This window comes from Ectothiorhodospira shaposhnikovii (genome assembly GCF_022227765.1).
Classification (GTDB): Bacteria; Pseudomonadota; Gammaproteobacteria; order Ectothiorhodospirales; family Ectothiorhodospiraceae; genus Ectothiorhodospira.
The window spans coordinates 216500-238589 of record NZ_JAJMLZ010000008.1; the positions used below are offsets into that span (position 1 = coordinate 216500).

At 65.2% G+C, this 22090-nt stretch carries 12 protein-coding genes; 11 read left to right on the forward strand and 1 reads right to left on the reverse strand.

What is annotated here, in order from left to right; genetic code table 11:
* Genes LQD11_RS12635 through LQD11_RS12655 form a run of 5 tightly spaced genes read left to right on the forward strand, consistent with a single transcriptional unit; the run spans position 1 to position 5542 of the window.
* Positions 1–2022, forward strand: a complete 2022-nt coding sequence (locus LQD11_RS12635) for a heme lyase CcmF/NrfE family subunit (RefSeq protein WP_008932498.1) — start codon at positions 1–3, stop codon at positions 2020–2022.
* Positions 2019–2555, forward strand: a complete 537-nt coding sequence (locus LQD11_RS12640; protein WP_238617856.1) for a DsbE family thiol:disulfide interchange protein — start codon at positions 2019–2021, stop codon at positions 2553–2555. The genes LQD11_RS12635 and LQD11_RS12640 overlap by 4 nt, the downstream gene beginning before the upstream one ends.
* Positions 2552–3028: a cytochrome c-type biogenesis protein gene (locus LQD11_RS12645; RefSeq protein WP_238617857.1), complete on the forward strand. Its 477-nt coding sequence runs from the start codon at positions 2552–2554 to the stop codon at positions 3026–3028. The genes LQD11_RS12640 and LQD11_RS12645 overlap by 4 nt, the downstream gene beginning before the upstream one ends.
* Positions 3025–4287 (forward strand): c-type cytochrome biogenesis protein CcmI, encoded by a 1263-nt coding sequence (gene ccmI / locus LQD11_RS12650; RefSeq protein WP_238617858.1) that lies wholly within the window; start codon positions 3025–3027, stop codon positions 4285–4287. The genes LQD11_RS12645 and ccmI overlap by 4 nt, the downstream gene beginning before the upstream one ends.
* Before the next feature lie 58 nt (positions 4288–4345).
* Positions 4346–5542, forward strand: a complete 1197-nt coding sequence (locus tag LQD11_RS12655) for a Coenzyme F420 hydrogenase/dehydrogenase, beta subunit C-terminal domain (protein ID WP_238617859.1) — start codon at positions 4346–4348, stop codon at positions 5540–5542.
* On the opposite strand, the gene LQD11_RS12660 is transcribed toward LQD11_RS12655, so the two are convergent.
* Positions 5539–6456, reverse strand: a complete 918-nt coding sequence (locus LQD11_RS12660) for a patatin-like phospholipase family protein (protein ID WP_008932493.1) — start codon at positions 6454–6456, stop codon at positions 5539–5541. The two genes, LQD11_RS12655 and LQD11_RS12660, sit on opposite strands and share 4 nt — an antisense overlap.
* A gap of 155 nt (positions 6457–6611) precedes the next feature.
* Here LQD11_RS12660 and LQD11_RS12665 point away from each other — a divergent pair, with 155 nt between their 5' ends.
* From LQD11_RS12665 to LQD11_RS12690, 6 genes are all read left to right on the forward strand, one after another.
* Positions 6612–10148 carry a mechanosensitive ion channel domain-containing protein gene (locus LQD11_RS12665; protein WP_238617860.1) on the forward strand — a complete coding sequence of 1179 codons (3537 nt, stop codon included), beginning with the start codon at positions 6612–6614 and terminating at the stop codon, positions 10146–10148.
* 518 nt (positions 10149–10666) lie between these two features.
* Positions 10667–15340, forward strand: a complete 4674-nt coding sequence (gene gltB, locus LQD11_RS12670; RefSeq protein ID WP_238617861.1) for a glutamate synthase large subunit — start codon at positions 10667–10669, stop codon at positions 15338–15340.
* A complete protein-coding gene (locus tag LQD11_RS12675; protein ID WP_008932489.1) occupies positions 15333–16799 on the forward strand; it encodes a glutamate synthase subunit beta in 1467 nt (488 codons plus the stop codon). The genes gltB and LQD11_RS12675 overlap by 8 nt, the downstream gene beginning before the upstream one ends.
* 161 nt (positions 16800–16960) lie before the next feature.
* Positions 16961–21022: an EAL domain-containing protein gene (locus LQD11_RS12680; protein ID WP_238617862.1), complete on the forward strand. Its 4062-nt coding sequence runs from the start codon at positions 16961–16963 to the stop codon at positions 21020–21022.
* A gap of 42 nt (positions 21023–21064) precedes the next feature.
* A complete protein-coding gene (locus LQD11_RS12685) occupies positions 21065–21511 on the forward strand; it encodes an HIT family protein (protein WP_238617863.1) in 447 nt (148 codons plus the stop codon).
* Positions 21512–21544: 33 nt separating this feature from the next.
* Positions 21545–21964, forward strand: a complete 420-nt coding sequence (locus tag LQD11_RS12690) for a DUF1289 domain-containing protein (RefSeq protein ID WP_238617864.1) — start codon at positions 21545–21547, stop codon at positions 21962–21964.
* Positions 21965–22090: the final 126 nt, after the last annotated feature.

Below are 22090 nucleotides of genomic sequence, written 5' to 3' on the forward strand. Positions count from 1 at the left end.
ATGATGCCCGAAATCGGCCAGCTCGCCCTCATTCTTGCCCTGCTCATGGCCCTGGTCCAGGGCACCATCCCCCTCATCGGCGCCCATCGCGGCACCACCTCCTGGATGGCCACCGCCCACACGGCGGTGGCGGGGCAGTTCCTGTTCCTGGCCATCGCCTACCTGGCGCTGACCTACGCCTTCATCACCCACGACTTCTCCGTGGCCTATGTGGCCAACCACTCCAACTCCGCCCTGCCCCTGGTGTACCGCATCTCCGGCGTCTGGGGCGGTCATGAAGGCTCCCTGGTCCTGTGGGCGCTGATGCTGGCGGGCTGGTCCCTGGCGGTATCCCTGTTCAGCAAGGGACTGCCGGCGGTGATGGCTGCCCGCACCGTGGCGGTGATGGGCCTGGTGAGCGTGGGCATCCTCTCCTTCACCCTGTTCACGTCCAACCCGTTCGAGCCCATCTTCCCGGTGCCGGCGGACGGACGGGATCTCAATCCCCTGCTGCAGGACCCGGGTCTGGTGATCCATCCGCCCATGCTCTACATGGGCTATGTGGGCCTGGCCGTACCCTTTGCCATCGCCGTGGCCGCCCTCATCGGCGGCCGTCTGGATGCCGCCTGGGCACGCTGGACCCGCCCCTGGGCCACCACCGCCTGGGCCTTTCTGGGCGCCGGCATCGCCCTGGGCAGCTGGTGGGCCTATTACACCCTGGGCTGGGGCGGCTGGTGGTTCTGGGACCCGGTGGAAAACGCCTCCCTCATGCCCTGGCTGGCGGCCACCGCCCTGATCCACTCCCTGGCGGTGACGGAAAAGCGCGGCGCCTTCCGCAGCTGGACCGTGCTGATGGCCATCCTGGCCTTCTCCCTGAGCCTTCTGGGCACCTTCCTGGTCCGCTCCGGGGTCCTGGTATCGGTGCATGCCTTTGCCACCGACCCCACCCGCGGGGTCTACATCCTCATGCTGCTGCTGGCGGTGACGGGGATCTCCTTCGCCCTCTACGCCTGGCGTGCCCCCACGGTGCGAAGTCACGCGGAGTTCGACCCGGTGTCCCGGGAAGGCGCCCTGCTGGCCAACAACGTCATCCTCATGGTGGCCCTGGCCGCCGTGCTGCTGGGCACCCTCTATCCCCTGCTGCTGGATGCCCTGGGCATGGGCAAGATCTCCGTGGGTCCACCCTACTTCAATGCGGTCTTTGCCCCCCTCATGGTCCCGCTGATCTTCCTGGTGGGCCTGGGGCCGCTGCTGCGCTGGAAGCATGTCTCCCCCCTGGAGGTGACCCGTCGCCTGTGGCATACCCTGCTGGCGGCCTTGGTGGCCGGGGTGGTGTTTCCCCTCGCCATGCAGGGGAGCGTCACCCTGATGGTGATCCTGGGCACCACCATGGGCTTCTGGATCCTGTTCACCATCGCCCGTGACCTTTACGGTCGCGCCACCCACCGGGGCGGCAACCCGCTGACCGCCCTGCGCAAGACCCCGGCCGGCTACTATGGCATGACCGTCAGCCACCTGGGCTTTGCCGTCCTGGTGATCGGCATCACCCTGCTGATGGCCTTCGAACAGGAGCAGGACGTGCGCCTGGGTTACGGCCAGAGCCACACCCTGGCCGGCTACACCTATGAACTGCGGGAAACCTACGGTGTGCGCGGCCCCAACTACGAGGCCATTGAGGCCCGGGTGGTCGTGACCCGGGACGGCGAGTTCGTCACCGAGCTTTTCCCCCAACGCCGGGTCTACCGGGTACAGACCCAGCCCATGGCACAGGCCGCCTATCAGACCCGCTTCACCCGCGACATCTTCGTCGCCCTGGGCGAGCCCCTGCCGGGCGACACCTGGTCCCTGCGCCTCTATCACAACCCGTTCCAGGTCTGGCTGTGGATCGGCGCCACCCTCATCGTCCTGGGCGGCCTGATGGCCGCGGCGGACCGTCGCTACCGGGTGTTCGCCCGCCGCGCCAGCGAAAGCCGCGCCGACGACACCGGCAGGGAAAGCACCGAAGACCTGTCCGAAGCTGCCGGTAGGAGTTCCGCCTCATGAAGCGTCTGCGTTATCTGCTGCCCCTGATCCTCATCATGGTCCTGGGGGGATTCATGATGGTCGGACTAACCCTGGACCCCCGCCGAGTCCCCTCGCCGCTGGTGGATCAACCCGCACCCCGGTTCCAGCTGCCCGCCCTGGAGGACCCCGAGCGGCTGGTGGGCAGCAGCGACTTCGACGGCGAAGTGGTGCTGCTCAACATCTGGGCCAGCTGGTGCGTCTCCTGCCGGCAGGAGCACCAGGTGCTGGTGGCCATGGCCAACCGGGGTGTCCCCATCTACGGCCTCAACTATAAGGATGAACGCAGCGACGGCCTGAATTACCTGCGCAGCATGAGCAATCCCTATGTCTGGAACGCTCATGACCTGGAAGGGCGGGTGGGCATTGACTGGGGTGTCTACGGCACCCCGGAGACCTTCATCATCGATCGCCAGGGACGGATCCGCTACAAGCACATAGGCCCCCTGAGCTGGCAGGACGCCCAGAACAAGATCCTGCCCATGGTGGAACAATTGCGGAGGGAGTCCCTGTGAAGTCCCTGCTCACCACCCTGAGTCTGTGTCTGGCGCTCTGTCTGTCCGGCCCGGGTCTTGCCGGTGGACTGGATCCCACCGATTTCGACGATCCGGTGCTGGAACAGCGCTACCGGGCCATGCTCCACGAACTGCGCTGCACCGTGTGCCAAAACCAGTCCCTGGCGGACTCCGACGCCGGGCTGGCGCGGGACCTGCGCCGGGAGCTACGGGACCAGCTCCGGGCCGGTGCCACCGACGAGCAGATCATCGACTACATGGTGGCCCGCTACGGTCAGTTCGTGCTCTACCGCCCGCCCCTCTCCGCCGCCACCTTTCTGCTCTGGACCGGGCCGTTCATCCTGCTCCTGATCGGTCTGGCGGCCCTGTATCTCACCGCTCGCAAAAGCCGCCAGCGGGATGAGCAGCCCATTGCCGATGCCGCCGCGCGGGAGCGTGCCCGCCGCTTGCTGAATGAAGGAAAAGACGCATGAGTACTGGATTCTGGATCGGTGCCGCCCTGTTGTCCTCCCTGGCGGTCCTGGTGATCCTCTGGCCCTTCATCCGTCGACGGCAACAACAGGCCGACGTGGCCTTCCGGGGCCTGAACCTCACCATCTACCGCCAGCGCATGGCCGAGCTGGACCAGGAACTGGCCAACGGCCTGCTCACCCGCGAGCAGTACGAGGCCGCCAGGGCGGAGCTGGAAGACAACCTCATCACCGATGTGGAACAGCCGGAGGAAACCCCGGCCACCCCCTCACCCGCCCCGCGCCAGGGCATGGTGCTGCTGGGCATCACCGCCGTGCTGGTGCCCATGGCGGCCCTGCTGATCTATTTCCAGCTGGACACCGCCCCCCGCATGTCGCCCACCCAGACCCTGGCCATGGGCCAGGAACCCAGCCACGACATGATGGACATCGAACGCATGATCGTGCAGCTGCGGGAGCGCCTGGAGATGGACCCGGACAATACCGAGAACTGGCTGTTCCTGGCCCGCACCTACGGCTTCGTCGAGCAGTTCGAGGACGCCGCGGCAGCCTTTGACGAGGCCTACCGGCGACTGGGCGACCAACCGGACCTGAACGTGGACTACGCCGAAGCCCTGATGATGGCTGCCGACGGCCGGGTGACCCGCCAGGTGACCCGTCTGCTGGATCGCGCCCTGGAACTGGACCCGGACCACCAGAACGGTCTTTGGCTGGGGGCCATCGCAGATTTTCAGCAAGGGGATTACCCTCGCTCCGCCCTGCGTCTGGATCGTTTGCTGAGCCAGTTGCCGGAAGACAGCGACTCCGCCCGTTCCGTGGCCGAGGCCCTGCGTGATGTCCGGGCCATGACCGGTGGCACGGCCGGTGATCAGACCGATGCGGCCGACGCGGGTGCCGATGCCGACACCCTGGCCATCGAGGTGGAAGTGGTGCTGGACGAATCGCTGGCGGAGCGGGTGAGCGGCGAGGAGTTCATCATGGTCTTCGCCCGTCCGGCCCAGGGCTCCCGCATGCCCCTGGCCATCGTCCGCGCCCGGGCGGACGCCTTCCCCATGACCCTGCGCCTGGAAGACGAGGGCGGCATGGTGGCGGGCATGTCCATGCGCGAGTTCGGCGAAGTGCAAGTGGTGGCCCGCCTCAGCCGCACCGGCATGGCCCAGGCCGAGAGCGGCGACATGGAAGGCGTCAGCGAGCCGGTCACCGTCAGTGCCGACGCCCCCGCGCCGAAGGTCAGGCTGACCATTGACCGCATTCTGCCTTGAGTTTGATGCGTCGCCCCCGGTTTTTTTTCGAAACACGAAAATCCAGAGATCCAGTGCCGTGACCGAAGCCGCCGCCATCCCCCACCGCGACCTGTGTACCGACTGCGGCCTCTCCCGCACCGCCGATCCCCGGCGTTGCGGCCGGGCCTGCCAGTTCATCCACCCCCGATATGACCGGCTGGAGACCCAGGTTCATGGCCGGGCACGGAACCCGGACCAGGAAGACGAACTGTTCTTCGGCCCCTATCGCCGGATGCTGCAGGCGGCCATGAACACCCCGCGAGATGGCGCCCAGTGGACCGGCATTACCACCCGCATCGGCGAACGCCTGCTGGAGACCGGTCAGGTGGATGCGGTGCTCACCATGACCGCCGACCCCCAGGACCGCTGGCGCCCCCAGCCGATGCTGGTCACCCGCGCCGAGGACATGGCCCGGTGCCGGGGCATGCGCATGGGCTACGCCCCCCTGCTGGCCCACCTGGAACCGGCCCTGGCCCAGGGCTATCGGCGTCTGGCGGTGATCGGCCTGCCCTGTCAGATCTATGCCCTGCGCGCCATCGAACCCGAACTGGACCTGGATGCGCTCCACGTCATCGGTACCCCCTGCTCCGACAACACCACCACCGAGCATTTCCATGAATTCCTGGCCCTGCTGGCGGACCGTCCGGAAACGGTGACCTACCTGGAATTCCGTGCCGATTACCATGTGGAACTGAGGTTCGAGGACGGCCGGGTACAGACCATCCCCTTCCTCAAGCTCCCCATCTCCAAGCTGCCCCGGGATTTCTTCCCCCTCACCTGCCAGACCTGTGTGGACTACACCAATGTGCTGGCGGACATCACCGTGGGTTACATGGCGGGACGGGGAGAACAATGGCTGGTGGTGCGCAACGAAAAGGGCGAGGCCCTGCTGGATCTCCTGGGTGATGAAGTGCGCACTGCGCCCTGCACCAGTGCCGGCAAGCGGCAGGGGCCGGTGAAGGGATTCATGAAGAATACCGAGCGGGCGGCGGGCGGCCTGCCCCTGCGCGGCATGCCCGACTGGGCACGCCCCTTGGCGGCCTTTCTCATGCCCCGTATCGGACCCCGGGGTCTGGAATTTGCCCGGGCGCGGGTGGAGATGAAGGCGGTGGAGACGGTGCTGCACCTGCGCCGGGCTCAGCCCGGACGGATGAAACACATGATCCCGGACCACGTGTGGCAACTGGTGAAGCCCTATGAACTCGAACCACGGCCGGGGGAGCGGGGAACCTAGTCCGCCTTTCCGGACAAGGCATCCAGGCGCTCCCGCGCCAGTCGCCGCCCCAGATCGATCACGGGGCGGGCACGATGGAACTCGTGAATCATGCAGACGTTCTTGGGCACGCTGATGACCACGTCCGGACGGAACACCGCCAGGTGCTGGCGGGTGATGGCCGCCTGCATGGTTTCCAGGGAACGCATCAGCACCTCGGTCAGGGCCAGCCCGTCCTCCTTGGCGCCGCTGTCGCCGCCGAAGGATTCCACGTAGCCGCGCATGCGTTGCAGCAGGCCGGACTGCCCCGCCTCCGGCTCCCGGCCCAGTCGCTCGGATTCGGGGGTGTCTTCCTCCGCTTCCGGCGCCGGTCCGTTCACGTCCACCACAATGGTCAGGTCCGTCAGCGTCCTCAGGGTGGGCGCCACCGGCACCGGATTGAGCAGGCCGCCGTCCACCAGGGTACGCCCCCGGTAACGATGGGGCGTGAACACCGCCGGGATGGCAATGGAGGCGCGGATGGCATCGAACAGCGGACCGTCGCTCATCCAGACCTCCTTGCCCCGCTCGATGTCCACCGCCACCGCGGTATAGCTGATGGGCAGGTGCTCGATGTCGCTGCAACCCACCAGCTCCTTGAGCTTGCGGATCAGCTTGTCCCCCCGGATGATCCCTCCGCCCGACAGGGACCAGTCCACCAGGGCCAGCACGTCCGTCTGATCCAGTCCCGTCACCCAGTCCGTGTAGGTCCCCAGTTCGCCCAAGGCATGAATCCCGCCCACCAGCGCCCCCATGGAACTGCCGGCAATGGCCTTGATCTCATAGCCCCGGGCCTCCAGTTCCTGAATCACGCCGATGTGGGCCAGCCCCCTGGCCCCGCCCGAGCCCAGTACCAGCGAGACGGTGCGATGATCCTGTTTGTCTTTGTCTACCATGAACGTTCCGCTCAAGCCCTGACCACTGACGCAAGTCCCCCAACTGGGGCACAATAGGCACTCAGGGGTGCACGCCCCGATCCTACTGCCATTGTCCGGCAGAACACAGCCCGACATCCAGCACCCTCGCAGGATACCCAGAGGTCCGTCTTTTCATGTCCACCCACCAGCGCCTGACAACCCGGCTACTGCTCATGCTTGCCCTGTGTCTCGGGCTCGGAATGCCCGTCCTGGCTCAGGAGGCCGGCGTGGCGCCGCCGACAGGTTCGGCGCCGGTCACCCAGATGGAACTGGATGCCCAGCGGGAAGCCCTTAACCAAGGCATCACCCGCGTCCGTCCTCAGGTTCAGGCCATCGATACCGGACCGGCCGAGGCCTGGCTGAGGGCCAGCCCCGAACAGCGCCTGAGCCAGCGAGCCGGTGACGGGGAACTGTCCGACGCGGAACGCGCCCTCTGGCAGACAGCCCTGGAACAGGAACGCTCCGCGGCGGAGCGACTGCGCGGCGCCCTGGATCGTGCCGGCATCGCCAAGTCGGCTGTCGAGCGTCTACAGGAGGCCCGTCAACGGCTGGATCAGAACCTGCGCCTGCCCTACACCCCGGGTCAGGAACGCAGCATCAGCCAGATCGAGGACGACATCGGTCTGCTGGAGCGGCGCCGGGACCAAACCGCTCTGGAACTGGATCAGAGACGCGCCACCCTCACCCGCCTGGAAGAACAGTCCCGCACCCAGGCCGAAACCCTGGAGCGCCTGCAGCGCCAGCGTGCCGAGGAACTGGAGGCCCTGCCGCCCGATCCGGAAGACGCCGAACTGGCCAGTGCCGTGGAGGCCACCCGGCAGGCCATCACCCGGCGCGCCGATGCCCGCGTCATCGCCGCCCAGCTGGACGGCCAGGGTCTGCCCCCCCGCATCGAAGTCCTGCGCCATGAGATCCCTTCTCTGGAACTGGAGCTACGCTGGCTGCGGGCCACGCTTTCCGCGCTGGAACAGGAACTCAACGAACGCGCATCGGAGGAACTGCGGACCCTGCAACAGGGCCTGCAGCGGCTGGTGGAACGGGAACCGGAGGCGCGAACCCGCTTTGCCGGGGAGATACAGGCCCTGCGGGATCGTTTCGACCGCATCGCCGAGACCCAGACCCGCATTCGCACCCTGCAACAGGAACGGGATCGCTATACCCGTATCGAACGGGAATTGACCCAGACCCTGGCGAACGTGCGTGAACGCCTGGAAGTCGGCGGCCTCACCGAGGCACTGGGCAGTTTGTTCCTGGAGGAACAGCGACGGCTGCGGGACCTGGACGAGGCCCGCTTTGCGGTCCGGGGCATCGAACGGGAACTGGCACAGTCCAGGCTGCGAGCCATCACCCTGCGGGAGCACCTGAGCGTTCAGCCGGGCGCCCCGACCCTCAACGGCGACGACCTGGGCCAGGCTGAGCTGCGACGACTGCAGGAACAGACCCTGACCATCCAGCTCCATGCCGAGGAAAACCTGGCCGATCAGCTGCGCCAGACCGACCTGCGGCTGCGGGCGGTGGTGGCCCTGGTGGACGAACTGGACCAGATTCTGAGGGAAACCCTGCTCTGGTGGCCCAGCCACGTGGCCGTGGGCACGGACTGGATCGCCCGCATCCCCTCCGCCACCCTGGCCCTGCTGGACCCGGCGGCCTGGCAGGAGGTACGCCATGTGCTACGGGAGGTAACCCTGGGCAGCCCGATCCCCCTGGGACTGACCCTGCTGCTCTCACTGGTACTCTACGGGCTGGGCCGGGGCACCCCCAGCCACCTGGAAGACCTGGCCGCCCGCACCCGACATCGCTTCACCGACAGCGTCAAGCTGACCCTGCAGGCCCTGGGCTGGAGCCTGCTGCGGGTGCTGCCGGTCCCCGTCCTGCTGATGGCCACCTCCCTGCGCCTGGAGGCCATCCCGGAAGTGGGTCACGGAGTGGAGGTCCTGGCCACCATCTTCTTCAGCGCCTCCATCTGGTGGCTGGCTGGTCACCTGTTGCTCCTGCTCACCCACAGGAACGGCGTCGGCACCGCCCACTTCAAGTGGAACCCGCTCATGGTCAGGCGTCTGCGTCGACATCTGGTCTGGTTCCTGCCCACCCAACTGCTGCTGATCCTGTTGCTGGCCCTGACCTTCAGTCATCCGGCGGACCTGGTCTTCGACATCTTCGGCCGCATGGCCCTGCTGGCCGCGGTGGTGATCAGTGCCCTGTTCGGCTGGTGGCTGCTCGGCCCCATCCCCGAAGGCGAGGAACCGCCCCTGACGGAACGCCGCCGGCGCCTGCTGCGGATGCTGATCGGCGTGGCGGTGCTGGCACTGACCGGACTGATCCTGGCCGGCTACCTGCTGACCGTGGCCGAACTCATGGGTCGCAGCATCGACACTTTGGTGATCGTGGGCATCGTCTGGCTGGGCTATAACCTCTCCGCCCGGGCCCTGATCCTGAGTGAAACCCGGCTGCGGGTACGGCGCATGCGCGAGCAGCGGGCCAAGGCGGCGGCCATGGAAAGCAGCAGTGCCGGTGGCGGTGCGGAAGGGGGCATGGACATCCCCGAGCCCCACCTGAGTATGGAAGACGTGAACCTGCAAACCCGCACCCTGATGCGCATCACCGTGTGGGCGGCGGTGGTCCTGGCCCTGTTCTGGGCCTGGTCCGATGTGCTGCCGGCCCTCACCTGGCTGGACGGCATCACCCTGTGGTCGCGCACCATCATGGTGGGGGAGGCCGAGGTGCTCAGCCGCGTCAGCCTGCTGAACTTCCTCATGGCCATCTTCCTGGGGGTGGTCTTCACCCTGGCGGCCCGCAACCTGCCCGGCCTGGTGGAGATCCTGCTCTCCCGCAGCACCCAGATGGACGCCGCCGGCCGTTACACCGTCACCATGCTGCTGCGCTACGCCCTCACCGTGGTGGCCATCATCAGCGTGTTCTCCCTGCTGGGGCTGCGCTGGAGCGAATTGCAATGGATGGTCGCGGCCCTCACCCTGGGTCTGGGCTTCGGCCTGCAGGAGGTGGTGGCCAACTTCGTGTCGGGCCTGATCATGCTGTTCGAACGCCCGGTGCGGGTGGGCGACACCATCACCATCGGCGAATACAGCGGCACCGTGGCCCGCATCCGCACCCGGGCCACCACCATCGTGGACTGGGACAACCGGGAGGTGGTGATCCCCAACAAGAACTTCATCACCGAACGGCTGATCAACTGGACCCTATCCGACACGGTGACCCGACTGGTGATTCCGGTGGGGGTCAGCTACTCGGCGGACGTGGACCTGGTACGGGAAACCCTGCTGAAGATCGCGTCGGAAAACCCCCAGGTGCTCAAGGAACCGGCCCCCAGCGTGTTCTTCATCCACTTCGGTGACAGTGCCCTGAACTTCGAGCTGCGGGTCTACGTGAGCCAGTTGCGCGAGCGTCTGCTGACCACCAGCGAACTGCACACCAGCATCATCAAGCGCTTCCGGGCGCTGAACATCGAGATCGCCTACCCCCAGATGGACCTGCATGTACGCGACATCGTCCCCATGCCCGGCGGTCCCACCCAGTCGCCGACCGCCGGTCAGCCGCCCCGCACACGCAGCGCGGCAGACCCGGACCCGGGCCTGGAGGCGCCGGAACCGGCACCGGATCCGTCGGGTTCCGAACCATCGGCAAGCAGCGAGCCGGGCGAGCGCAGCGATTGATCCCCACGCCGGTCGGAGGTAAACCCATTCGGTCAACCGGGAAGAGCCGAGGTTGAAAAAGGCCATGGAAGGCCCTGTCACCTGCACCGAATCACGCACGAATTGCCCGGCATTGGTGCATCCCGATGACCGATGCCCGGTCCGCGCCCGTCTTCCAGTGTCTTTCCCCCTGAAATCCGCACGGATCTGGCACGTAGCTTGATATGGAACAGGAACGACGGAAAAAACGCACCACCAATGGCCCCGGATTCCGTTAAAAGCACAAAAATTGCTCAAAAAGCGCCCCAAAATAGTTCATAAGCGCACCAAAGCAGTGCATTTTTGCAAGTTCCTGATGGAAGCGCCCGCCGCCCTCTGGCGTCTCGGACACTTTCGCTTTAATCTCCCCAACCCGCCGGAATTCGGCGTATTCACGGAAAGTCAATAGCAGGAGATCGGCGACGGCAACACCGCCCCGATCCCCCGGCACCAGACCGCCGCGGATGCCGGCCAGCGACCAGATACCAGCGAGGTCAATGATGAGCTTTCATGCCTTACCGCCCGAGCAGGGCCTCTATGATCCAGCCCACGAGCGCGACGCCTGCGGCATCGGCTTTGTCTGTCATATCAAGAATCAGAAAAGTCATCGGATCGTCCAGCAGGGTCTGGAGATTCTGGAGCGGATCAATCACCGCGGCGCCGTGGGCGCCGATCCCAAGGCCGGTGACGGCGCCGGCATCCTGGTGCAGATTCCCGATGCCTTCCTGCGCGCCCAGGTGAGCTTCGACCTGCCCGAGACCGGAGACTACGGCGTGGGCATGATTTTCCTGCACCAGGACGCGGATATCCGCGCCCGGATGCAGGCCATCATCGAAAAGCACATCCTGGAAAGCGGCCAGACCGTCCTGGGCTGGCGCGACGTGCCCACCGACAACAGCGACCTGGGCGAAAGCGTGCTGCCCAGCGAACCCAGGGTGCGCCAGGTGTTCATCGGCCGCGGCGACCACTGCACCGACCAGGATGCCTTCGAGCGCAAGCTGTTCGTCATCCGCAAGCGCATGGACAACGAGATCCGCGACGCCGGCCATGGCTTCGAGGCCTGCTACATCGCCTCCATGTCCTCCCGCACCCTGAACTACAAGGGCATGCTGCTGGCCGGCCAGGTGGGCCAGTACTACCTGGACCTGCAGGATGAGACCTTCGTCAGTGCCCTGGCCCTGGTGCACCAGCGTTTCTCCACCAACACCTTCCCCACCTGGGACCTGGCGCAGCCGTTCCGCATGATCTGCCACAACGGCGAGATCAACACCCTGCGGGGCAACGTCAACTGGATGGCAGCCCGCCGCCATACCATGCGTTCCGAGATCCTGGGCGACGACCTGGACACCATCTGGCCCCTGATCCCGGAAGGCCAGTCCGACTCCGCCTGCTTCGACAACGCCCTGGAACTGCTGGTGATGGGAGGCTACTCCCTGGCCCATGCCATGATGATCCTCATCCCCGAGGCCTGGTCCGGCAACACCCTGATGGACGAGAAGCGCCGCGCCTTCTATGAGTACCACATGGCCCTGATGGAGCCCTGGGACGGCCCCGCCGCCATGGCCTTCACCGACGGCCGCCAGATCGGCGCCACCCTGGACCGCAACGGCCTGCGTCCCGCCCGTTATCTGGTCACCAAGGACGACCTGGTGATCCTGGGATCGGAAATGGGCGTGCTGGACATCCCCGAAGAACAGATCGTCAAGAAGTGGCGCCTGCAGCCGGGCAAGATGCTGCTGATCGACCTGGAAGAAGGCCGCATCATCAGCGACGACGAGATCAAGACCCAGCTGGCCGAGGCCCGCCCCTACGGCGAGTGGCTGAAGAAGACCCAGATCCGCCTGGAAGACCTGCCCACCGGCGTCGGCCCCATGGCCCCCGATGACGCCACCCTGCTGGATCACCAGCAGGCGTTCGGCTATACCCAGGAAGACCTGAAGTTCCTGCTCACCCCCATGGTCCTCACCGGCCAGGAAGCGGTGGGCTCCATGGGCGCGGACAACCCGCCCTCGGTGCTGTCGGCCCGGCCCAAGCACCTGTCGACCTATTTCAAGCAGAACTTCGCCCAGGTGACCAACCCGCCCATCGACCCGATCCGCGAGGAACTGGTGATGTCGCTGGTGTGCATGATCGGTCCCCGCCCCAACCTGCTGGGCATCAACGAGGCCGGCCGGCACTGGCGTCTGGAGACCCCTCAGCCGGTACTGACCAATCAGGACCTGGAGCGCATCCGTCACATCGAATACCACTCCGGCGGTGCCTTCCGCACCCGCACCCTGGACGTGTGCTATCCCGCCGCCGAAGGCGCCGAGGGCATGGGCGCCGCCCTGGACCGCCTGTGTGCCCAGGCGGAACAGGCGGTACTGGATGGCTTCAACATCCTCATCCTGTCCGACCGCGACACCAACCGGGACCGGATCCCGATCCCCATGCTGCTGGCCACCTCGGCCGTGCATCATCACTTGATCGAGAAGGGGCTGCGCACCGCCTCGGGCATCGTGGTGGAGACCGGTGCCGCCCTGGAAGTGCATCACTTCGCCACCCTGGAAGGCTACGGCGCCGAGGCCATCAACCCCTACCTGGCCTTCGACACCATCCAGTCCATGCTGCCGCGCCTGCCGGAGCGCCTGAGCTTCGAAGAGGCCCAAAAGCGCTACATCAAGGCCATCGGCAAGGGCCTGCTCAAGGTCATGTCCAAGATGGGCATCTCCACCCTGGAGTCCTATTGCGGCGCCCAGATCTTTGATGCCATCGGCCTCAACACGCCGTTCGTGGACAAGTACTTCTCCGGCACCCACAGCAAGATCGAAGGCATCGGTCTGCCCCAGGTGGCCGAAGAGGCGGTGCGCTGGCACCGGCAGGCCTACGGCAACGCGGAGATCTACCGCAAACAGCTGGACGTGGGCGGCGACTACGCCTTCCGCATCCGCGGCGAGGACCACATCTGGACCCCGGACAGCATCGCCAAGCTGCAACACGCCACCCGCGCCAACGACGCCGGGAGTTTTGCCGAGTTCTCGCGGCTCATCGACGAGCAGTCCGAGCGCCTGCTGACCCTGCGCGGACTGATGGACTTCAAGTTCGCCGACACCGAAATTCCCCTGGACGAAGTGGAACCGGCCGCCGAGATCGTCAAGCGCTTCGCCACCGGCGCCATGTCCTTCGGCTCCATCTCCTACGAGGCCCATTCCACCCTGGCCAAGGCGATGAACGCCATCGGCGGCAAGTCCAATACCGGCGAGGGCGGCGAGGAACCGGAACGCTTCCTGCCCCTGGCGGACGGTTCCATGAACCCGGAACGTTCCGCCATCAAGCAGGTGGCCTCCGGCCGCTTCGGCGTCACCACCGAGTACCTGGTGAATGCCGACGACATCCAGATCAAGATCGCCCAGGGCGCCAAGCCCGGCGAGGGCGGCCAGCTGCCCGGCCACAAGGTCAATGCCCAGATCGCCCGGGTGCGTCATTCCACGCCTGGCGTGGGCCTGATCTCGCCGCCGCCCCACCACGACATCTATTCCATCGAGGACCTGGCGCAGCTGATCCACGACCTCAAGAACGCCAATCCCAAGGCCCGCATCTCCGTGAAGCTGGTCTCCGAGGTGGGCGTGGGCACCGTGGCCGCCGGCGTCTCCAAGGCCCATGCGGACCATATCACCATCGCCGGTTACGACGGCGGCACCGGGGCCAGCCCGCTGACCTCCATCAAGCACGCCGGCAGCCCCTGGGAAATCGGCCTGGCCGAAACCCAGCAGACCCTGGTGCTCAACCGTCTGCGGGGCCGCGTGGCCCTGCAGGTGGACGGCGGTCTGCGCACCGGCCGCGACGTGGTCATCGGCGCCCTGCTGGGGGCCGACGAGTTCGGCTTCGCCACCGCGCCGCTGATCGTGGAAGGCTGCATCATGATGCGCAAGTGCCATCTGAACACCTGCCCGGTGGGCGTGGCCACCCAGGATCCTGAACTGCGCAAGAAATTCACCGGCAAGCCGGAATACGTCATCAACTATTTCTTCTTCGTGGCCGAGGAAGTCCGCCGCCTGATGGCCAAGCTGGGCTTCCGCACCATGAACGAGATGATCGGGCGTTCCGACCTGCTGGAGATGCGCAAGGCCATCAGCCACTGGAAGGCCCAGGGTCTGGACTATACCCGCCTGCTGGCCCGGCCCCAGGTGCCGGCCGAGGTGGCCATCTACAACACCGAGACCCAGGATCACGGTCTGGACAAGGCCCTGGATCACGAACTGATCCGGCAGGCCCAGCCGGCCCTGACCGAGGGCAAGCCGGTGAAGATCGAAACCCGGATCCGCAACTTCCACCGCACCGTGGGCACCATGCTCTCCGGTCAGGTGGCGGCCCGCCACGGTCATGCCGGCCTGCCGGATGACACCATACACATCAAGGCCCATGGCACCGGCGGCCAGTCCTTCGGCGCCTGGCTGGCCAAGGGCGTGACCCTGGAGATGGAAGGCGAGGCCAACGACTACGTGGGCAAGGGCCTGTCCGGCGGCCGCATCATCATCTATCCGCCGGCCCATGCCGCCATCGACCGGGCCGAGGACAACATCATCGTCGGCAACACGGTGCTCTACGGCGCCATCAATGGTGAGGTGTTCTTCCGCGGCGTGGCCGGTGAGCGTTTCTGCGTGCGTAACTCCGGTGCCACCGCCGTGGTGGAAGGCGTGGGCGACCACGGCTGCGAATACATGACCGGCGGCATCATGGTGTGCCTGGGCCGCACCGGCCGCAACTTCGCCGCCGGCATGTCCGGCGGGGTGGCCTACGTGCTGGACGAGGATGGTGATTTTGCCCAGCGCTGCAACCTGGCCATGGTGGAACTGGAGCCCATCGCCGCCGAGGACGATGCCCTGGAGGCCCTGGATCACCAGGGCGGGGATCTGGAAACCCACGGTCGAGTGGACCTGAGCCACGACATGACCAACCACGATGCCCGGCGCCTGAAGACCCTCATCGAGCGTCATCTGGCCTACACCGGCTCGGCCCAGGCCGAACGCATCCTGGCGGACTGGAACAACTTCCTGCCCCGCTTCGTCAAGGTGATGCCGGTGGATTACCGCCGTGCCCTGGAAGAGCTCCAGGCCCAGAAGGCCCGCCCGCCGGGTGCCAACCGACCACTGACCGCCAACCAGCCGCTTGAGGGGAGCGCCGCTCATGGGTAAGCCAACCGGATTCCTGGAATTTGCACGCCGCGACCGGCGCTATGCGCCGGTGAGTGACCGTATCGTCCACTATCGGGAGTTCGTCATCCCGCTCAGCGTGGAACAGCTGCGTGAGCAAGGTGCCCGCTGCATGGATTGCGGCATCCCTTTCTGTCACCAGGGCTGCCCGGTGAACAACATCATTCCGGACTGGAATGACCTGGTGTACAAGAGCGACTGGAAGCAGGCCATCGAGGTGCTGCATTCCACCAACAACTTCCCCGAGTTCACGGGCCGCATCTGCCCCGCCCCCTGCGAGGCCGCCTGCACCCTGAACATCGACGACACCCCGGTGACCATCAAGACCATCGAGTGCGCTATCGTCGACCGGGCCTGGGAAGAAGGCTGGATCCGGCCCCAGGTGGCCCAGCGCCGCACCGGCAAGCGGGTGGCAGTGGTGGGCTCCGGCCCCGCGGGCCTTGCGGCCGCCCAGCAGCTGGCCAGGGCCGGTCACCATGTGGAAGTGTTCGAGAAGGCGGATCGCATCGGCGGCCTTTTGCGTTACGGCATTCCCGACTTCAAGCTGGACAAGGGCCACATCGATCGCCGTATCGCGCAGATGCGCACGGAAGGGGTGCAGTTCCACACCCTGACCCATATCGGCGTGGACATCCCGGTGGCGAAGCTGCAGGCGGAGTTCGACGCGGTGGTGCTGGCGGGCGGTTCCGAGAAACCCCGGGATCTGCCGGTGCCCGGTCGTGAACTGCAAGGCGTACACTTCGCTATGGATTTCCTCACCCGCAACAGCAAGCGGGTGCAGGGCGTGTTCGTGCCCGACGAGGACTTCATCAGCGCCCAGGACAAGCACGTGCTGGTCATCGGCGGCGGCGACACCGGTTCCGACTGCATCGGCACCTCCAACCGTCATGGTGCGATCCATGTCACCCAGGTGGAGATCCTGGACAAGCCGCCGGTGAAGGAAGACAAGGGACTCACCTGGCCCAACTGGCCCAACCGCATGCGCACCTCCAGTTCCCAGGAAGAAGGCTGCACCCGGGAGTGGAATGTGGCCACCAAGGCCTTCATCGACGATGGCCATGGCCGGGTCAAGGCGGCACGGGTGGTGTCGGTGAAGTGGGAAAAGGATGCCCAGGGCCGTTTCCAGATGAGCGAAGTGCCGGGCACCGAGCGGGAAATCCGCTGTGATCTGGTGCTGCTGGCCATGGGCTTCGTGCATCCGGTGCAGGAGGGCATGCTGGCCCAACTGCAACAGGAGTCCGGCCTGGAGTTGGATGCCCGGGGCAACGTCAAGGGCGTGACCGAAGGCGCCAAAGCCTACCACACCAGCGTGGATGGCGTTTTCGCCGCCGGCGACATGCGTCGCGGCCAATCCCTGGTGGTCTGGGCCATCCGCGAAGGGCGTCAGTGCGCCCGGGCGGTGGACGAATGGCTGATGGGGAGTTCCGACTTGCCCCGGTGAGGCATCGCGTTTGGCGCCGGCCCGGTAATACCGAGCCGGCGCCAAGGCCTTTCCGGAGCAACGGTCCGTATTGATTCATCATGGTACCTGCCGAATGCCGTCGGCAGCACCTATACTCTTCCTTGATCTGATGATTCACGCCTGATCAAGAAGCTCCCTTCATGCCCGCACCCTTCAAGCTGACCCCCGCAGGTATCGCGCTGAGCTACGCGCTCTTTGCTGCCCTGTGGATCATTGCCTCGGGCATGATGCTGGGTCTCGCCCTGTCGGAACCCCTGGCACAGACCCGGATCGAGATGCTCAAGGGTCTGGTCTTTGTCGGCGTCACCAGCGGGCTGCTCTACCTGTTGCTTCGATTTTGGGAAGTTCGCCGCTCGGCTGACGACATCGACCCTCGGGCCGGGAGGCTATCCCGGCGGATGTCCGGCAGCACCCTGCGCCTGGGCGTGATCCTGCTGGTCCTGGCCCTGCTGGCTCCCGGCATGGGCCTGCTGGTCACCACCCTGCAACAGCCCAGGCTGGAGCAGGAGGCGATCGAGAGCCTCGACAACATTGCCCACCTGAAAGCCCGACAGATGGAACACTGGCTGATGGAACGACAAAGCGATGCCATGGTTCTGGCCGAGCATCAGCATTTCCTGGACAAGGTGCAAGCCCTGTCGGGGCCGGGGGGCGCGGCGCTACGGGCGGAAATCCTCAGCCGTCTCGGTACTGTCCAGGCCCATTATGAATACCGATGGCTCATGCTGCTGGACCCGGAAGGCACACCGCTGATCAGCACCGGTGACCTGGAAACCCCCTCACCGGCCACGCTGGCGCTGCTGCCCAGGGCCAAAGCCCAGGGCGGCCCCATCCACAATCAGATGATGCATGATGATGCCGGGCGCATCTGGCTGGATTTCGTGGTTCCGTTGCCTCCCGCTTCCTTACACGACGGCACGGACTTCCTCGGTTTCATCCTGATCCGGGTCGACCCGGAGAAATTCATTTTCCCCACCCTGAATTTCTGGCCATCAGCCACACAGAGCGGGCGTACGGAGCTGATCCGCCACCACAATGGCCATGTGGAGGTGTTCCGGTCCAGCCGACACACCCGTTCCCCGGACAAAGACGACCGCCGGGAAGAGAAGCGTCCCGCGCCCCTGTGGGATGCCGTTGCCAGCCAGGGAGAAGCGGTCGGTACCCTGCGGGGCATTGACCAACGGGGCATGGAAGTTCTGGCCGCCTTCAGACCGATCGACGGCAGTGAATGGACCCTGATCGCTCAGGTTGATCGTGAAGAAGTCCTGGCCCCCCTGCAACACCTACTGTTCTGGAGCATCATCATCACCCTGATGGCGGTAGCCATCATCAGCGCCATGCTGCTGTTGGTGTGGTATCAGCAGCAGCGCCTGCAAAGCCTGGCGCTCACGGCCGAACAGATGCGGGCGGATCGCATCCTTGATCACTTCTATCGCCAGCCCTTCATCGGCATGGCCATCATCACTCCGGCGGGAAACTTCGAGCGTTGCAATGACCGGCTCCGCGAGATCCTGTCACTGAACTTGCAGCAGATGAAAGTCACCCTCTGGCAGGACCTGATTCATCCGGATGACCTCCCGGTCTGGCGGGCAGCCCTCCAGGGAATCCGTGAAGGGACGCCGGACACCCGCACCCTGGAGCAACGCCTGCTGCGAGAGGACGGCAAACCGGTGTATGCCTCGATCAATGTGAAGGGCATCCCCGCCCCTTCGGGGGCGGAACCCGCGCTGCTCATCACCGTGGAGGATATCTCCGGCCGCATGGAAGCCGAAGCTTCGTTACGGGAAAGTGAAACCCGCTACCGCAGCCTGTTCGAGAACAATCACACGGTCATGCTGCTGGTCGATCCGGAGGATGGAGCCATCATCGACGCCAACCCCGCCGCCTGTCAGTTCTACGGTTGGGATCGCGAGCAGATGCGACGGATGAAAATCAGCCAGATCAACCAGCTCTCCCCGGAAGACATCCAGAAGGAAATGCAGAAGGCCCGCCAGCAGGAACGCAAGTACTTCCAGTTCCGGCACCGGCTGGCCGATGGCAGTATCACCCATGTTGAGGTATACAGTGGCCCCATCAATATCCAGGGGCGTCAGCTGCTCTATTCCATCGTCCACGACATCACTGAAAAAATCATGACAGAGCAGAGGCTGGTAGAGACGGAAAGCCTGATGCGGATGGCCTCCACCCTGGCCAGGCTGGGATGGTGGCAGGCGGACCTGGTCAGCGGCCGGGTCTACTGGTCGGATGAGGTATGCAGGATTCATGACATGCCGCCAGGCACCATCGTCGCACTGGAAGACGGCATCCGCTTCTACGCCCCGGAATCACGCCCGAGGATCATCGAGGTCTTCCGTGCCTGTGCCGAAAAAGGCATTCCCTATGACGAAGAACTGCGGATCCGGACCGCCAAGGGCCGAAACCTCTGGGTCCGGACCATGGGCACCCCGGTCAGGAACGAAGCCGGGATCATCATTCAGGCCACGGGGGCCTTTCAGGATATCACCGAGCGCAAGCAGACGGAGGAACGCCTGCAACAGTCGGCCACCGTCTTCGATGCCACCAGCGAAGGCATCATCATCACCGATGCCGATGCCCACATCCTGGCCGTGAACCGGGCCTTTAGCCGGATCACCGGCTACAGTGAGGATGAAGCCCTGGGCCGCAATCCCAGCCTGCTCAGCTCAGGGCGCCATTCACAGTCGTTCTACGAGCAGATGTGGGCCAGCCTGCACAACGCCGGCCACTGGCGGGGGGAGGTCTGGAATCGTCGAAAAAACGGCGAGATGTATCCCCAGTGGGCCACCATCAATGCAGTCCGCGGCGATGACGGGACCATCACCCACTATGTCGCCGTGTTCTCCGACATCAGCGACATCAAGCGGACCCAGGAGGAAATCCAGCGCCTGGCTTACCGGGACCCGCTGACCAATCTGCCCAACCGACTGCTGTTCCGCACCCGTCTTGAACAGGCCCTGCTGCGTGCCGAATCCCGGCAATCCGGCGTGGCGGTGCTGCAACTGGATCTGGATGAATTCAAGCACATCAACGACAGCCTGGGACACAGCGAGGGGGATCAGATCCTGAGCGAAGTGGCCGATCGCCTGGAAACGGTGCTGCAGAAGGACGAGACCCTGGCCCGCATGGGGGGAGACGAGTTCGCGATCCTGGTGGAAGACTCCAGCAAGAGCCGGACACGTCCGGAGATTGTGGCCGAATCGGTCCTGCAGGCCCTGCAGGCGCCGATCCAGTTACGGAACCAGGAAGTCTTCGTCACCGCCAGCATCGGCATTGCCACCTATCCCCATGACGGCCAGGACGTGGAACAACTGCTCCAGCACAGCGATGCCGCGACTTACCGGGCCAAACACGCCGGTGGCAATACCTATCGCTACTATGCCCAGGATCTGACCGAATATGCCCGGGATCGGGTGGTCATGGCGACCGAACTGCGTCATGCCATCCAACGCAATGAACTGATCCTCCACTACCAGCCGCAAGTGGATCTGTCCACCGGAGAGCTCCACGGGCTGGAGGTGCTGGTCCGGTGGGAACACCCCAGTCAGGGCCTGATTCCCCCCAACCGGTTCATCCCCATGGCCGAGGACACCGGCCTCATCCTGCCCCTGGGGCGATGGGTACTCGAACAGGCCTGCCGACAGGCCCTGCACTGGGATCGGGAGGGGCTGGTGTTCGGCCGTATTGCCGTCAACGTCTCGGGCATCCAGATCCAGCGCAGCAACATGGTGGAAACCGTGGCCACGGTGCTGCAAGACACCGGGCTGGATTCCAGACTGCTGGAACTGGAAGTCACGGAGAGTTTCATCATGGATCGGCGGCAGGGTGCCCATGAGTTGCTCGAAGCACTCAAGGCCCTGGGGGTGACGCTGGCAGTGGATGATTTTGGTACCGGCTACTCGTCCCTGTCCTACCTCAAATCCCTGCCCTTTGACTGTCTGAAGATCGATCAGAGCTTCATCCGGGGCATTCCGGAAGACACCCACGACTTGGCGATTGCCAAGGCCATCATCACACTGGGCACGAACCTGGGATTTCAGGTCCTGGCTGAAGGCGTGGAAACCGAGAGTCAGCGGGATCTGCTGACCGACCTGGGATGCCATCAGGCCCAGGGCTACCTGTTCAGCCGCCCCCTTCCGGCCCATCAAATCCACGAATTCCTGCGGGCAAGACCCGAAACGACCTGATCGCCCACACGCCGGCTTGTCCATCACGAAAAGAGAGAATCCATGGCTGCAGCCTCCTGTCCGCTCTGTACCCCACAAGATGAGACCCTGATCTGGCAGGATGAGAACTGCCGGGTCATCCAGGTGGATGATCCCGATTATCCCGGTTTTTGCCGGGTGATCTGGCATGATCACGTGACTGAGATGAGCGACCTGCCCCCGCTGGAGCAGCAGCACCTGATGAGCGTCGTCCTGGCCACGGAACGGGCGCTGCGGGCGCTGATGAAACCCGACAAGATCAATCTGGCCAGCTTCGGCAATCAGGTCCCTCATCTTCATTGGCACGTGATCCCCCGCTATCGGGAGGATGCTCACTTTCCCGAATCGATCTGGGGTTGCCGGCAGCGGGAAAGCAGTCCGGGACAGGCACCGGAGCGGGAAATCCTGGCCCACTGGATCACCTCCATCCTGGGACACCCGGGGAAACCGACCGGCGGCACCATGGTCTGAAGGCGGACATAGCCGTCTTTGGAAATCATCACCATGCTGACTCCCTGTATCAAGATCTGCCGGGCGGAAAACGGCCGCTGCATCGGCTGCGGACGGACACTGGAAGAAATCGGGATCTGGCGGGATCTGGGAGACATGCAACGACGCCGGATCATGGCTAGACTCTTGATGGAAGGCTATCCGGGATCTGCCGGAACCCAGCCTGAGACTACCCCGACATCCCGCCCCCCCAGGGAACAAGGACAACACGACACGCTCGGGGCTCAGCCGGGTCCGGAAATCACGTTCAGACCAGCCTGCAGACGCTATCCCAGGGCGGTCTTGATCGATGGCATTCCCTACGGTGAACGAGTTGTCGCGCTGGTGGAGGCGCTGCAGAAGATCGCGGACGGCGACCTTGCGGCAAAGACCTGTGAGTCCATCGCCCGCCGGGCCTTGGGAAGACAAGGCTGACACGCCCGCGCAAGCGGGAGTCCAGGGTTTTCTGCCCTGTCACTGGATTCCCGCGTTCGCGGGAATGACGGAGGAGGTGGCAGGAATGACGCGGGGCGGGAATGATGAGACGGAGGTGGAATGACG